Below are 13,897 nucleotides of genomic sequence, written 5' to 3'. Positions count from 1 at the left end.
TCCCTGAGGGGTATATAAGAATCATCTAACGGGCTAATACGCCGAAATCGGGCGATAACGTAACAGAATCGGTCTGGGGGTTAAAGGCGCGAGCGGGCCGACATGGGAAGGAGGCACGCAATGGGCGTGCGCGCCGGTCCGCGGTCAGCCCTCCGCCGTGGCCGCCCGCGGCGCCGGCGCCCGCTGGGCCGCGCGCCGCTGCTGACGGGCGTCGATGACGTTCTTGAGCGCAATCAGCAGCCCCAGGCCGATGAACGCACCGGGCGGCAGGATGGCCAGCAGCACGCCGCGGTAGTCCTCCCACACGGTGATGGTGAAGGCGCGGCCGAGCTCGCCGAACATGAGGTGCGATTGGGCGAACAGGGTGCCGTGGCCGACCAACTCGCGCAGCCCGCCCAGCACGACCAGCACGGCGCAAAAACCGACGCCCATCATGAGGCCGTCCACGAAGGCGCGCCCGACGTTGTTCTTCGAGGCGAAGGCCTCGGCGCGTGCCAGGATGGCGCAGTTGGTCACGATCAGCGGGATGAAGATGCCGAGGATGAGGTACAGCTCGTGGAAGTAGGCGCTCATGCTGAGCTCGATGGCGGTCACCGCCGAGGCGATGATGAGCACGAACACCGGAATGCGGATCTCGGGGCGCACCACGTTGCGGATCAGCGAGACGATGACGTTGGAGGTGACCAGCACCAGGATGGTGGCCAGCCCCAGGCCCAGGCCGTTGATCAAGGTGCCGGTGACCGCCAGCAGCGGGCACAGGCCGAGCAACTGCACGAAGGCCGGGTTGTTGGTCCACAGCCCCGCGCGCGTGATGTCGCCGTAGCCGTCACTCATCCTGGGTCTCCTCGGGCTGGCCGAACAAGTGCTCGCCCCGCGCCTCGTAGTAGCGCAGCGTATTGTACACAGCGCGCACCACCGCTCGCGGCGTAATGGTGGCGCCGGTGAACTGTTCGAACTCGCCGCCGTCGCGGCGCACGCGCCAGCGCGCCGGGGGCGGGTCCTGCAGCGACTTGCCCGCGAAGGCGTGGATCCAGTCCGACCGCCCCGCCTCGATGTAGTCCCCCAGGCCTGGCGTCTCGCGGTGCGCGATGACGCGCACGCCCGCCAGGGTGCCGTCGCGGTTCACCGCCACCAGCAGGCGAATGCTGCCGCTGTAGCCGTCGGGCGCGATCGTGTTGAACACCGCCGCGACCGGCTGCCCCTCGCGGCGGGCGATAAACACGGTGACCGGCTCGCGTGTGCCGAGGCGCTCGGGATCGTGCACCTCCACCGTGTCCTTGAACAGCTCGTTGTCGTAGCGTTCCGGCGGCACCAGGGTGTGCAAGGTGCGCAGCAGCGTGGCACGCTCGTTCTCCAGAATACGGTCCGCGGTCAGCGACTGCGTGAACGCCACCAGTCCCGTGCCCACCACCGCGAACACGCCGAGCACCAGGGCGCTGGGTAACATCGCGCGCAGCAGGGCCTTGAACACTAGCGCCTCCCGTGGCCGAACGCGCGCGGCTGAGTGTAATAGTCGATGGTGGGCGCGGCCATGTTCATCAGCAGCACGGCGAAGGCCACGCCGTCCGGATAGCCGCCGAACACGCGGATGACGAAGGTCAACGCGCCCACGCCGGCGCCGAAGATCAGCCGCCCCCGCGGAGTGGTGGCGGCGCTCACCGGGTCGGTGGCGATGAAGAACGCGCCCAGGATGGCCGCGCCGCTGAACAGGTGAAACAGTGGCGAGGCGTTGGCGTCGGGATTGGTGAGGTAGAACACGGTGGCCAGCGCGCCCAGGGTGCCGAGCATGGCGACCGGGATATGCCAGCTGATCACCCGCCGCAGCATGAGCCATACCCCGCCGGCCAGAAACGCGAGGTTGACGACCTCCCAGCCCACCCCACCCACTTCACCGATCAGCGGGTTGCCTGCCTTGATCTCGGTGATCGTGCGATTGAGACCGAGCTCGGTCTTGATGTGGTCCAGCGGCGTGGCCATGGTGATGGCGTCGATCGGCGCGGGCGGGACGCCGGTGAAGGCGTAGCGCAGCGAGTCCCAGAAGTCGGGGAAGGTGGCCGCGATGGTCTCGGGCGGCAGCCACTGCGTCATTTCGCGCGGAAAGGAGATGAGCAGCATGGCGTAGCCGACCATGGCCGGGTTGAACACGTTGTAGCCCAGGCCGCCGTAGAGCTGCTTGGCGACGATGATGCCGAACGCCGCGCCCACCGCCGTCATCCACCAAGGCAGCAGGGGTGGCAGGGCGAGCGCCAGCAGCACGCCGGTGACGATGGCGCTGCCGTCGGTGAGGTGGGGCATCAACGGCCGGCCGCGCAGGCGCAGCATCAACGCCTCGCTGGCCAGCGCCGCCACCACGGCGATGCTGATGTTGATCACCACGCCCCAGCCGAAGAACCAGACGTAGGCCGCCACGCCGGGCACCAGCGTGTACAGCACGCGCAACATGACCACGTTGACGCTGAGCGGCCCGCGCACGTGCGGCGAGCTGGGGTTGTTCAGCAGCACCTGGGGCTATTCCTTCTGGTCGTCTTGGGCGGGTGTCGCCGGGTCGCTGGTGGCGGGCGCACTGTCCGCGCCGCCGAGCGGCGCCGCGGCCTCGCGTTTGCGCCGCGCGCGCTCCACCGCCGCCTTGATGGCGGCCTGTTTGTCGTCGCCCGCGGCGTCGCTCACCCCGGCCTTCTTCTGTCGGTGGCGCGCCTCGCGCTCGGCCTTCTCACGTTCCAGCCGCTCCAGGCGGAACTCGTGGCGGCGCCGCGCGAGGTCGGCCTTTTGTTGGTCACGCTCGCGCGCCCAGATCTCGGTCTTGGCGTAGCGGAAGTATTGTACCAACGGGATGTTGCTGGGGCAGACGTAGGCGCACAGCCCGCACTCGATGCAGTCGTACAGGTTGTGGTCCTGCACCTTGTCGAAATCCTTGGCGCGCGCGTACCAGTACAACTGCTGTGGCAGCAGCTGGGCGGGGCAGACGTCGGTGCAGGCCCCGCAGCGGATGCACGGCATGGGCGGCGGCGGGTCGCCCACCACCTGCGGTCCGGCCACCAGGATGCAGTTGGTGGCCTTGACCACCGGCACATCCGCGCCGCTCAGGGTGAAGCCCATCATCGGCCCGCCCATGATGAGCCGCAGCCCGGGACGCGCCCCGCCGACCTCCTCGATCAGATCCTGGACGGGGGTGCCGATCAGCACCTCCAGGTTGCGCGGCGCGGCCACGCCGTCGCCGGTCACGGTCACGAAGCGCGAGGTGAGCGGCTCGCCCCAGATCACCGCCCAGTACACCGACGCCGCCGTGCCGACGTTATGGCACACCACGCCGACGTCGATGGGCAAGCCGTTGCTCGGCACCTCGAGGCCGGTGAGGGTCTTGATGAGCTGCTTCTCGCCGCCGGCCGGGTAAATCGTGGGGATGACCACCACCTCGACCTGCTCGATTCCCAGCGCCTTCACCGCGGCGCGCATGGCGGCGATGGCCTCCGGCTTGTTGTCCTCGATGCCGATCAGGCACTGCTTCGCCTGCAGCGCGTGGCGCATGATGGTCATGCCCTGCAGGATCTCCCGCGCGCGCTGGCGCATGAGCATGTCGTCGCAGGTGATGTAGGGCTCGCACTCGGCGCCGTTCAGGATCAGCGTGTCGACCTTGTGGCCCGGGCCCGGATTGAGCTTGATGTAGCTCGGAAAGCCGGCCCCGCCGAGTCCGACGATGCCCGCCTCGCGGATCAGGTTGCGCAGCGCGCTGGGGTCCATGTCCGCGTAGTCGAGGTGCAGCGTGAGCGGCGCCCAGGTCTCGCGCCCGTCGGTCTCTATCACGATGCAGGGCGCCGTGAGGCCCGAGGGATGCGGGATGGGGCGCTCCTCGATGGCCACCACCCGGCCGGAGCTGGACGCGTGCACCGGCGCGCTCACATAGCCGTCGGCGCGCGCGATGAGCTGGCCCTTCAGCACTTGGTCGCCGACCGCCACCACCGGCTCGGCCGGTTCGCCGATGTGCTGGGTGAGCGGCAGCACCAGGTGCCGGGGCAGGCGCGCCGGCACCGCGTCGCGCGCGGTGGAGATCGCCTTGTAGCCCGGCAGGCGCAGCCCGCCATGGAAGCGCCAGAGCTTGCGCGCCATCAGCTGCCCTCCGTCTCGCGCTGGTCGCGAGGCGCTTCCGGGTAGGGCCACTTCCAGGTGTTGACGTCTTCGGGCAAGGCCACCATGTCGATGCAGTCGACCGGGCAGGGCGGCACGCAGAGGTCGCAGCCGGTGCATTCGGCGGCGATCACGGTGTGCATCTGCTTGGCCGCGCCCACGATGGCGTCCACCGGGCAGGCCTGGATGCACAGGGTGCAGCCGATGCAGGTCTGCTCGTCGATGACGGCGACGGTCTTCTCCTGCGCCGCCCCGTTCTCGGGGTTGAGCGGCTTGGGATCTTTGCCGAGCAGGTCGGCCAATGCATGGATGGTGGCCTCGCCGCCGGGCGGGCACTGGTTGATGTCCGCCTCGTCGTTGGCGATGGCGGTGGCATACGGGCGGCAGCCGGGGTAGCCGCACTGCCCGCACTGGGTCTGCGGCAGCAAGGCATCCACCTGGTCGACGATGGGGTCGCTCTCGACCTTGAAGCGCACCGCGGCATAGCCGAGCAACAGCCCGAATACCAGGGCCAGCGCGGCCAGCGCAAGGATGGCGCTCAGCATGCGCTCAGGCCCTCACCAGACCGGCGAAGCCCATGAAGCCCATGGACATGAGTCCCGCGGTGACCAGTGCGATGGCCGCGCCCTGGAAGGGCACCGGCACGTCGGCCGCCGCTACCCGCTCGCGCAGCGCCGAGAACAGGATCAGCACCAGCGAAAAACCCGCAGCCGCGCCGAAGCCGAACACCGCCGACTGCAGGAAGCTGTGTTGCTCCTGCACGTTCAGCAGCGCGACGCCGAGCACCGCGCAGTTGGTGGTGATCAGCGGCAGGAAGATACCCAGCACCTGGTAGAGCAGCGGACTGGTCTTGTGGACCACCATCTCGGTGAACTGCACCACCACGGCGATCACCAGGATGAAGGTGATGGTGCGCAGATACTCCAGCCCCAGCGGGGCGAGCAGGTAGGTATTGGCGAGGTAGCTCACCACCGAGGACAGGGTGAGCACGAAGGTGGTGGCCAGCGCCATCCCGGTGGCCGTCTCCAGCTTGCGCGAGACGCCCATGAACGGGCACAGGCCCAGGAACTTCACCAGCACGAAGTTGTTGACCAGGACCGTGCTGATCAGAATGAGGGCGTATTCGGTCATCCGTAGGTCGCCTGAAGAGCTGGAAGCGCCGATGCGCGCAGGTGATCCAAGGGGATGAATCGCGGTGCGCGGGCCCGCCTGCCGCGGGGCCCGCGCGTATTCTAACAGGTTGCGGGCGCGGACAGGCGCGCGCCGCCGCCCGCTATTTGATGCGCATCCCCGGTTGGGCGCCGGTGTCGGGGCTCAGGATCCACAGATCCTGGCCGCCCGGGCCGGCGGCCAGCACCATGCCTTCCGAGACGCCGAAGCGCATCTTGCGCGGGGCGAGGTTGGCCACCATCACCGTGAGCCGCCCCTCGAGGTCCTCCGGCCGGTAGGCCTTGCGGATGCCCGCGAACACCGTGCGCCGCTCGAAGCCGAGGTCGAGGGTCAGGCGCAGCAGCTTGTCGGCGCCCTCCACGGCCGCCGCTTCCACGATGCGCGCCACGCGCAGATCGACCTTGGCGAAGTCGTCGATGCCGATGGTCTCGGCAATCGGATCGGCCGTCGGCGCGGCAGGCGCCGTCGCGGCGGGCGCCGCCTCGGCCGCCGCGGCCTTGGCGGCGTCGTCGAGCATGGCCTGCACGGCCTTAGGGTCGACGCGTGTCATCAGCGGCTGGAAGGCGTCGATGCGGTGGTCGGCGAGCGGCTCGGCAAGGTTGTCGAAGTCGAGCGGCGCGCAGCGCAGGAACCCCTCCGCCTGCGCGGCCATCTGCGGCAGCACGGGCTTGAGGTAGGCCATCAGCACGCGGAACAGGTTCAGCCCGGTGGAGCAGACCGCCTGCACGCGCGCCTGCTGGGCCGGGTCCTTGGCCAGCACCCAGGGCTTGTGCTCGTCGATGTACTGGTTGGCGCGGTCGGCGAGCGCCATGATCTCGCGCACCGCGCGCCCGTATTCACGTGCCTCGTAGTGCGCGGCAATGGACTCGCGCGCCTGCACGAAGGCCTCGAACAGCGCGGGTTCCGGCCCCGCGGGGTCGAGCCGACCGTCGAACAGGCGGGTGATGAAGCCCGCGCAGCGGCTCGCGATGTTGACCACCTTGCCCACCAGGTCCGCATTCACGCGCTGCGTGAAGTCGTCGAGGTTGAGGTCGAGGTCGTCCACGCCGCCCGACAGCTTGGCCGCCAGGTAGTAGCGCAGGTACTCGGGATTGAGGTGGTCCAGGTAGCTGCGCGCCATGATGAAGGTGCCGCGCGACTTGGACATCTTCTGGCCGTTGATGGTGAGAAAGCCGTGCGCGAACACCCCGCTCGGCATGCGGTAGCCGGCGGCATGCAGCATCGCGGGCCAGAACAGGGTGTGGAAGTACACGATGTCCTTGCCGATGAAGTGGTAAACCTCGGTCGCCTCGTCCTCGCGCCAGTAGGCGTTGAAGTCCAGGCCTTCGGTGCGCGCGCACAGGTGCTGGAAGCTGGCCATGTAGCCCACCGGCGCATCCATCCAGACGTAGAAGTACTTGCCGGGCGCGTCCGGGATCTCGAAGCCGAAGTAGGGCGCGTCGCGCGAGATGTCCCACTCGCGCAGGCCGCCCTCGAACCACTCATCCAGCTTGTTGGCGATCTGCGCCTGCACGTGGCCGGCGCGGGTCCACTCGCGCAACAGACTCTCGAACACCGGCAGCTTGAAGAAGTAATGCTCGGAGCTGCGCTGCACCGGCACCGCGCCCGACACCGCCGAGCGCGGGTTCTTGAGTTCCAGCGGGGTGTAGGTCGCGCCGCAGACCTCGCAGCTGTCGCCGTACTGATCCGCCGCGCCGCAGCGCGGGCATTCGCCCTTCACGAAGCGGTCGGGCAGGAACATCTCGCGCTCGGGATCGTAGGCCTGCTCGATGGTGCGCGAGGTGATGTGGCCGTCGGCGCGCAGATGCCCATACAGGCTCTCCACCAATGCGCGGTTCTCCGGCGAATGGGTGCTGTGGTAGTTGTCGAAGCCGATGTGGAAATCCGCGAAATCCGCCTGGTGCTCGCGGCTCATGCGGGCGATCAGCGCCTCGGGCGTGATGCCCTCGCGCTCGGCGCGCAGCATGATGGGCGTGCCGTGGGCGTCGTCGGCACACACGTAGGTGCAGCGATGGCCGCGCAGGCGCTGGAAGCGAGCCCAGATGTCGGTCTGGATGTACTCGACCATATGCCCGAGATGAATCGGCCCATTGGCGTAGGGCAGGGCGCTGGTGACCAGGATTTGGCGCGGTGTGTGCGGCATTCGTCGACTCGGTCGCGGCGGAAAAGGCGCCTATGATACGCGATCCTGCGCCGTTCTGGTGCCCGCGGGGGCGGTGGTTGTGCTATCGGCCGCCGCGCCCGATCGTGTAATATTGCGTTTTGCCCGCCGAGCCCAAGTACGGCATAAGGAGGACTGTTTATGGCAAGCGTGTCGCAGCTGCAGGTCGAGACGGCGCTCAAGGAATTCATCGAGCCGAACCTGGATTCCGACTTGGTATCGGCCAAGGCGGTGAAGGGTATCGAGATCGACGACGCCGATAACGTCACGCTGAAGATCGAGCTGGGCTACCCGGCCAAGGGCTTTCAGGCCGAACTGGCCGACAAGCTGCGCGAGAAGCTCAAGCAGGTGCGCGGCGTGGGCGAGGTGACGGTCAACATCGACAGCAAGATTTCCAGCCACGCCACCCAGAAGGGCGTCAAGCCCATCAGCGGGGTGAAGAACATCATCGCCGTCGCCTCCGGCAAGGGCGGCGTGGGCAAGTCCACCACCGCGGTGAACCTGGCGCTGGCCTTGGCGGCCGAGGGGGCCAAGGTCGGTATTCTGGACGCCGACATCTACGGTCCCAGCCAGCCGCGCATGCTCGGCACCAACGCGCGCCCCGACTCCAAGGACGGCCGTTCGCTCGAGCCGGTGATGAGCTACGACCTGCAGTCCATGTCCATCGGTTACCTCATCGACGAGGAAACCCCGATGATCTGGCGCGGCCCCATGGTTACCCAGGCCCTGGAGCAGCTCCTGAACGACACCAACTGGAAGGACGTCGACTACCTCATCGTCGACCTGCCGCCGGGTACCGGCGACACGCAGCTTACCCTCGCGCAGAAGGTGCCGCTGGCGGGCGCGGTGATCGTCACCACGCCGCAGGACATCGCCCTGCTCGACGCCCGCAAGGGGCTGAAGATGTTCGAGAAGGTCGAGGTGCCGGTGCTCGGTATCGTGGAGAACATGAGCATCCACATCTGCAGCAACTGCGGCCACGAGGAGCACATCTTCGGCGAGGGCGGCGGTGTCCGTATGGCCGAACAGTACGGCGTCGACTTCCTGGGGGCGCTGCCGCTCGACATCCGCATTCGCGAGGAGGCCGACAACGGTCGCCCGACCGTGGTCGCTGAACCCCAGAGCCGCATCGCGGAAATCTATCGCGCCATCGCGCGCCGTATGGCGGCCAAGCTGTCGCTGCGGGCGAAGGACCACAGCGCGAAGTTCCCGAATATCGTGATTCAGAATAGCTGATTGAAGTCCGGAACAGGCCAGTCCCTGGCCTGCCCGGACACGGCGCGGGAAAAGCGTGGTTTTCCCGCGCCTCCGCATAGCGGCGGCACATCCATGTGCCGCGGGTGCCTGCGTCAGGCGCGGGTGCGTGCGGGTGCACCCGGATTGCTCAGGCAGCGGCGTTCGAAAAGCGTCGTTTTCGCCCGCCTTCGCACAGCGGCGGCGATGTTAGAAGCCTGAGACGGGCCATCCATGGCCCGCTCAGGCACGGCGTTCGAAAAGCGTCGTTTTCGCCCGCCTGCGCATAGCGGCGGCGATGTTAGAAGCCTGAGACGGGCCATCCATGGCCCGCTCAGGCACGGCGGGCGAAAAGCGTGGTTTTCCCGCGCCTCCGCGTAGCGGCGGCACATCCGTGTGCCGCGGGTGCCTGCGTCAGGCGCGGGTGCGTGCGGGGCACCCGGGTTGCTCAGCAACGGCAGTCGAACAGCGTGGTTTTCGACCGCCTCCGCATAGCGGCGGCGATGTTAGAAGCCTGAGACGGGCCATCCATGGCCCGCTCAGGCACGGCGGGCGAAAAGCGTGGTTTTCGACCGCCTCCGCATAGCGGCGGCACATCCGTGTGCCGCGGGGTGCCTGCGTCGGGCGCGGGTGCGTGCGGGGCACCCGGGTTGCTCAGCAACGGCAGTCGAACAGCGTGGTTTTCGACCGCCTCCGCATAGCGGCAGCGATGTTAGAAGCCTGAGACGGGCCATCCATGGCCCGCTCAGGCACGGCGGGCAAAAATCGTCGTTTTCGCCCGCCTTCGCATAGCGGCGGCACATCCGTGTGCCGCGGGGCGCCTGCGTCGGGCGCGGGTGCGCACGAGTGCGCCGGGCGGCACTCACCGTGGCTTTTTCTCCCTCTCCCTCAGGGAGACGGCAGCGAGGGGGGCAAGACCCCCGCCGCTGGCGCATCACCGGCCAAGACTGGGATCGGCGCGGCGCTCCGGAGCAGGGCGCGGCGGCGACAATAACATCAGGCATATTCGCACACACAGGGGCGGGGCAGATGAGCATCAAGTCCGATCGCTGGATCCGGCGCATGGCGCAGGAGCAGGGCATGATCGAGCCGTTTGAGCCGGGACAGGTACGGCACAACGGCGGCGGGCCGATCGTCTCCTACGGCACCTCGAGCTACGGCTACGACGTGCGCTGCTCGGACGAGTTCAAGATCTTCACCAACATCAACTCGGCGGTGGTCGACCCCAAGCAGTTCGACTCGAACAGCTTCGTCGATTTCAAGGGGCCGGTGTGCATCATCCCGCCGAATTCCTTTGCGCTCGCGCGCACGGTCGAGTATTTCCGTATCCCACGCAAGGTGCTCACCATCTGCCTCGGCAAGTCGACCTACGCCCGTTGCGGCATCATCGTCAACGTCACGCCGCTCGAGCCCGAGTGGGAAGGGCACGTCACCTTGGAGTTCTCCAACACCACGCCGTTGCCCGCCAAGATCTACGCCAACGAAGGTGTGGCCCAGATGCTGTTCCTGGAGTCCGACGAGGAGTGCGAGACCTCCTATAAGGATCGCGGCGGGAAGTATCAGGGGCAGACGGGCGTTACCTTGCCCAAGACCTGAGGCGGGGGCGATTACCTCAGCCGGGATCGCCCCGAAGCCGGGTGAGCCGCAGCACCAGCGTGCCGACAGTGCGCTCGGCGTCGCGCTGCTCGATGCGCACCGGTAGATAGCCGAGTTCCGGCGCCAACCAGAAAATCATGCTGCGCTGGCGGTCCGTGTCGCGCTGTTCGACGCGCACCGTGTGATAGCGTCCCGCCGGCGTCTCCACCCGCCCCTCGCCCTTGACCTCGAAGGTGTAGGACTCGACCCGCCGTCCGTCGGCGATCGGGTATTCCATCTGCGTCTTGCCTTGCGCAACGTCGAGCATCAACGCGATCTGGATCGACGCGAGGTCCTGCGCGCAACAGGGCAGGTCCCAGCGCTCATCGGTGAGGGTGCTGGCGATCACGCCGCGCTCGTAGTCGAAGGCGATCTCCCGGTGGCGCTCCCGGCGGCCGCCGGTTTGGTGATAGGCGTATGACATCGGCTTGACCTTACCCTCTTCGAGGCGCCAGCGGCTGTACTCCTCGATGCGGTCGCGTACGAACAGTGTGGCGACGCCGGCCGGTTGCGCCACGGTGCGAAACTCCCACACGCCGTCCTCCCGGCGCTGCAAGGTGCGACTCGATTCGGCGGCGCGCACGCCGTTGGCGGTGAGGGTGTAGCTGGCGCTGAAGGGCTGCGGCGCCTCGGCGAGCGCGAGGCCGGCGAGCAGGAACAGGAAGAGGGCGGCGGGAACGGCCCTCATCCCGCCGGCTCCACGCCGGGATCCGTGGGGGCGGCGGCGTTCAACGGACGGTCGTCCAGGAAGACGCGTCCGTCTTCAAGGCGCAGGCGCCCACGCGCGAACCAATCAATAGCCTGCGGATAGATGCGGTGCTCCTGCTCCAGCACCCGCGCCGCCAACGAGGTCGGCGTGTCGTCGGACAGCACCGGCACGCGCGCCTGCAGGATGACCGGCCCGCCGTCCAGTTCGCGGGTGACGAAGTGCACGCTGGCGCCGTGCTCGCGCTGCCCGTCGGCGATGGCGCGCCGGTGTGTGTCAAGGCCGCGGTACAGCGGCAGCAGCGAGGGATGGATGTTCATCATGCGCCCTTCGTAATGCGCGACGAATTCGTCCCCCAGGATACGCATGAAGCCCGCCAGCACAACCAGCCCGGGGCGGTGGGCATCGATGGCGGCCGCCAGCGCACGATCGAAGGCGGCGCGGTCCGAATATTCCGTGTGATCCACGACCTGCGCCGGCACCCCCGCGCGGCGCGCACGTTCCAGGCCGCCGGCGGCGGGCCGGTTGGCGATCACCGCCTGCACCCGCGCGTGCACGCGCCGCTCGGCGCAGGCGTCCAAAATCGCTTGCAGGTTGGTGCCGCCGCCGGAGATCAGGACGACGATCGGCAACGGCGCGGTGCCGACGCTCACTCGTGGATAAGGACCGCGGGGGCCCCGTCGCGCAGCGGGACGACGCGCCCGATCTGCCAAGCCGGCAGACCGGCCTCGGCGAGGTGGGCGAGGGCCCGTTCGGCGTCGCCCTGCGCGACACACACCGCCATGCCGATGCCGCAGTTGAAGGTGCGGTACATCTCGGCGGTCTCGATACCCCCTTCGCGTTGCAGCCAGTCGAAGATGGCGGGCTGCTGCCAGGTCTTGGCGCCCAGTTCGACGCCCAGGCCTTCGGGCAGCACGCGGGGGATGTTTTCGGTCAGTCCGCCGCCGGTAATATGGGCCAGCGCGCGCACCTCGACCTGGTGCATGAGCGACAGCAGCGGCTTGACGTAGATGCGCGTCGGCTCGAGCAGGGCCTCGCCTAGCGTGCGGCCGTCGAAGGGCTGGGCGAGATCGGCGCCGGAAACTTCCAGCACCTTGCGAATCAGGGAGTAGCCGTTGGAATGCGGGCCGGAGGAGGCGATGCCGAGCACCGCGTCGTCGGCCTGCACGCGGCTGCCGTCGATGATGGCGCTCTTCTCCACGATGCCGACGCAGAAACCGGCAAGGTCATAGTCGCCGCCGCCGTACATGCCCGGCATCTCGGCGGTCTCGCCGCCGATCAGCGCGGCGCCGGCGCGCTCGCAGCCCACGCCGATGCCCTCGACCACCTGCGCGGCGACCTCCACGTCCAGCTTGCCGGTGGCGTAGTAGTCGAGGAAGAACAGCGGCTCGGCGCCTTGCACCACCAGGTCGTTCACGCACATCGCGACCAGGTCGATGCCGATGGTGTCGTGGCGGCCCATCTGCATCGCGAGCTTGAGTTTGGTGCCGACTCCGTCCGTGCCGGATACCAGCACCGGTTCGCGGTAGCGGTCGAGCGGCAACTCGAACAGCGCGCCGAAGCCGCCCAGGCCCTGCATCACCTCGGGACGCGCGGTGCGCTGGGCAATCGGCTTGATCCGCTGGACCAGCGCATCGCCGGCATCGATGTCGACGCCGGCGTCGCGGTAGCTCAAGGACGCCTGGGAATCGGGGTTGCGCTCGGTCACAAGACACTCCAGTTGGCGGAAGGGCACATTCCCTTGAGGGAGAATGGAGGCATAATAGGCGCCATAGTCTATCAGGCCGGCTTAGGCGCTGAAAACGCGCGCACGGCCGCAAGACGTCGATCCCCGGGGGCTGTTTTGCGCATATTGTTGACCTCTCTTTTGTTGATTCTCGCCGTGGCCCATGCGGAGGCCCGCGCACCCGCCGCCGTATACGAGGTCGAGGTGCCGGTGCGTTCTCAGGCCGCCGGGGAGCGCGACCAGGCACTCGGTGCCGCCTTGAGCAAAGTGCTGGTGAAGGTGGCCGGCACCCGGGCCGTGCTCGACCACGAGCAGGCCCGCGCAGCGCTCGGTCAGGCCGGTCGTCTGGTGCAGCAGTATCGCTACCTGGCGGACGACGAGGGCCAGCGCTTGTGGGTGCGCTTCGATACGGCGGCCGTGGAAGGGCTGCTCAGTCGGGCGCAGGTGGTGTCGTGGCCGTTCCCGCGCAACGCCACGCTGGTGTGGCTGGCGGTCGACGATGGACGCGAGCGCATGCTGCTGGGCGCTGCCGACCTCGACCATGAGACCCGCCAAGTCCTCGAGGCACGTGCCCAGGAGCGGGCCTTGCCGCTGATGTTTCCGCTGATGGACTTGACCGATCAGGGGCGGGTGCGACTGGGTGATCTGTGGGGCGGTTTTCACGAGCCCGTGCTCGAGGCCTCGGAGCGCTACGACGCCGCCTCCGTGCTGAGCGGCCGTGTCTCCCGTGGCGCGCGCGAGTGGTCGGGACGCTGGCAGTTGTTCCAGGGCGGCGAGGCAGTGGCCGGCTGGGAGTCGAGCGGCTCGTTGCAGGACACGCTCGCCGGCGGGCTCGATCATGCCGGTGATCTGCTGGCACGCCACTATGGGGAGAACATCGGCCAGGAGGGCGTGCTGTATGTGCGTGTGCGCGACGTACGCGGCCTACAGGACTATCGGCGTGCCATGGAGGCGCTGGAACGCGTCGGGCCGGTATCGCTCGCGCAGCCGCAGACCCTCGGCGCCGACCACGTCGTGTTTCGCGTCGATGCCCGCGGCGGACGTGCCGGCCTCGGCCGCGCACTACGCGGCAATGCCGCACTGGCCGCGGTCGAGAGCGAGGGCGCAGACGATGAGGTCGTGCTGCGTCTGGTGCGCTAGCGCG

The 13,897-nt window shown here is 68.3% G+C and carries 13 protein-coding genes; 3 read left to right on the top strand and 10 right to left on the bottom strand.

Annotated features, from left to right (window positions below; translation table 11 throughout):
* Nucleotides 1-144 precede the first annotated feature (144 nt).
* The 7 genes from HUS23_02545 to metG all read right to left on the bottom strand — a co-directional run bounded on the left by HUS23_02545 (nucleotide 145) and on the right by metG (nucleotide 7,435).
* Nucleotides 145-834 (bottom strand): electron transport complex subunit E, encoded by a 690-nt coding sequence (locus HUS23_02545; protein QKT02771.1) that lies wholly within the window; start codon nucleotides 832-834, stop codon nucleotides 145-147.
* Nucleotides 827-1,447, bottom strand: coding sequence for an electron transport complex subunit RsxG (gene rsxG / locus HUS23_02540; protein QKT04937.1), 621 nt, complete (start codon nucleotides 1,445-1,447; stop codon nucleotides 827-829). Before rsxG ends, HUS23_02545 begins: the two co-directional genes overlap by 8 nt.
* 23 nt (nucleotides 1,448-1,470) lie before the next feature.
* On the bottom strand, nucleotides 1,471-2,502 hold the full coding sequence (gene rsxD, locus HUS23_02535) for an electron transport complex subunit RsxD (protein QKT02770.1): 1,032 nt from the start codon (nucleotides 2,500-2,502) through the stop codon (nucleotides 1,471-1,473).
* 6 nt (nucleotides 2,503-2,508) lie between these two features.
* Nucleotides 2,509-4,104 (bottom strand): electron transport complex subunit RsxC, encoded by a 1,596-nt coding sequence (rsxC, locus tag HUS23_02530; GenBank protein QKT02769.1) that lies wholly within the window; start codon nucleotides 4,102-4,104, stop codon nucleotides 2,509-2,511.
* Nucleotides 4,104-4,667, bottom strand: coding sequence for an electron transport complex subunit RsxB (gene rsxB, locus HUS23_02525; protein QKT02768.1), 564 nt, complete (start codon nucleotides 4,665-4,667; stop codon nucleotides 4,104-4,106). Before rsxB ends, rsxC begins: the two co-directional genes overlap by 1 nt.
* Before the next feature lie 4 nt (nucleotides 4,668-4,671).
* Nucleotides 4,672-5,253, bottom strand: a complete 582-nt coding sequence (gene rsxA, locus HUS23_02520; GenBank protein QKT02767.1) for an electron transport complex subunit RsxA — start codon at nucleotides 5,251-5,253, stop codon at nucleotides 4,672-4,674.
* Nucleotides 5,254-5,395: 142 nt separating this feature from the next.
* Entirely contained in the window at nucleotides 5,396-7,435 is a 2,040-nt protein-coding gene (metG, locus tag HUS23_02515) for a methionine--tRNA ligase (protein ID QKT02766.1), read from the bottom strand.
* A gap of 159 nt (nucleotides 7,436-7,594) precedes the next feature.
* On the opposite strand from metG, the gene apbC reads away from it, so the two are divergent.
* The gene (gene apbC, locus HUS23_02510) at nucleotides 7,595-8,689 is read left to right on the top strand and encodes an iron-sulfur cluster carrier protein ApbC (protein QKT02765.1); all 1,095 of its coding nucleotides are present in this window, start codon (nucleotides 7,595-7,597) and stop codon (nucleotides 8,687-8,689) included.
* Nucleotides 8,690-9,715: 1,026 nt separating this feature from the next.
* Nucleotides 9,716-10,282 carry a dCTP deaminase gene (locus HUS23_02505; protein ID QKT02764.1) on the top strand — a complete coding sequence of 189 codons (567 nt, stop codon included), beginning with the start codon at nucleotides 9,716-9,718 and terminating at the stop codon, nucleotides 10,280-10,282.
* 16 nt (nucleotides 10,283-10,298) lie between these two features.
* On the opposite strand, the gene HUS23_02500 is transcribed toward HUS23_02505, so the two are convergent.
* From HUS23_02500 to purM, 3 genes are read right to left on the bottom strand one after another with little or no spacing between them, the layout of a single operon-like run.
* On the bottom strand, nucleotides 10,299-11,009 hold the full coding sequence (locus tag HUS23_02500; GenBank protein QKT02763.1) for a DUF3108 domain-containing protein: 711 nt from the start codon (nucleotides 11,007-11,009) through the stop codon (nucleotides 10,299-10,301).
* The gene (purN, locus tag HUS23_02495; protein QKT02762.1) at nucleotides 11,006-11,680 is read right to left on the bottom strand and encodes a phosphoribosylglycinamide formyltransferase; all 675 of its coding nucleotides are present in this window, start codon (nucleotides 11,678-11,680) and stop codon (nucleotides 11,006-11,008) included. Before purN ends, HUS23_02500 begins: the two co-directional genes overlap by 4 nt.
* Nucleotides 11,677-12,735 (bottom strand): phosphoribosylformylglycinamidine cyclo-ligase, encoded by a 1,059-nt coding sequence (gene purM, locus HUS23_02490; protein ID QKT02761.1) that lies wholly within the window; start codon nucleotides 12,733-12,735, stop codon nucleotides 11,677-11,679. Before purM ends, purN begins: the two co-directional genes overlap by 4 nt.
* Nucleotides 12,736-12,870: 135 nt before the next feature.
* On the opposite strand from purM, the gene HUS23_02485 reads away from it, so the two are divergent.
* Nucleotides 12,871-13,893, top strand: a complete 1,023-nt coding sequence (locus HUS23_02485) for a DUF2066 domain-containing protein (GenBank protein QKT02760.1) — start codon at nucleotides 12,871-12,873, stop codon at nucleotides 13,891-13,893.
* The last annotated feature ends 4 nt before the right edge of the window (nucleotides 13,894-13,897 follow it).

The sequence above is a fragment of the Ectothiorhodospiraceae bacterium 2226 genome, assembly GCA_013348725.1.
GTDB lineage: Bacteria > Pseudomonadota > Gammaproteobacteria.
This window is presented reverse-complemented; position numbering and strand designations above follow the sequence as displayed.

Bases quoted from the DNA above. Each gene is read 5' to 3' on its own strand.
- HUS23_02545 (QKT02771.1), bottom strand. From the start codon at position 834: ATGAGTGACGGCTACGGCGACATCACGCGCGCGGGGCTGTGGACCAAC.
- rsxG (QKT04937.1), bottom strand. From the start codon at position 1,447: ATGTTACCCAGCGCCCTGGTGCTCGGCGTGTTCGCGGTGGTGGGCACG.
- rsxC (QKT02769.1), bottom strand. From the start codon at position 4,104: ATGGCGCGCAAGCTCTGGCGCTTCCATGGCGGGCTGCGCCTGCCGGGC.
- rsxB (QKT02768.1), bottom strand. From the start codon at position 4,667: ATGCTGAGCGCCATCCTTGCGCTGGCCGCGCTGGCCCTGGTATTCGGG.
- rsxA (QKT02767.1), bottom strand. From the start codon at position 5,253: ATGACCGAATACGCCCTCATTCTGATCAGCACGGTCCTGGTCAACAAC.
- metG (QKT02766.1), bottom strand. From the start codon at position 7,435: ATGCCGCACACACCGCGCCAAATCCTGGTCACCAGCGCCCTGCCCTAC.
- apbC (QKT02765.1), top strand. From the start codon at position 7,595: ATGGCAAGCGTGTCGCAGCTGCAGGTCGAGACGGCGCTCAAGGAATTC.
- HUS23_02505 (QKT02764.1), top strand. From the start codon at position 9,716: ATGAGCATCAAGTCCGATCGCTGGATCCGGCGCATGGCGCAGGAGCAG.
- HUS23_02500 (QKT02763.1), bottom strand. From the start codon at position 11,009: ATGAGGGCCGTTCCCGCCGCCCTCTTCCTGTTCCTGCTCGCCGGCCTC.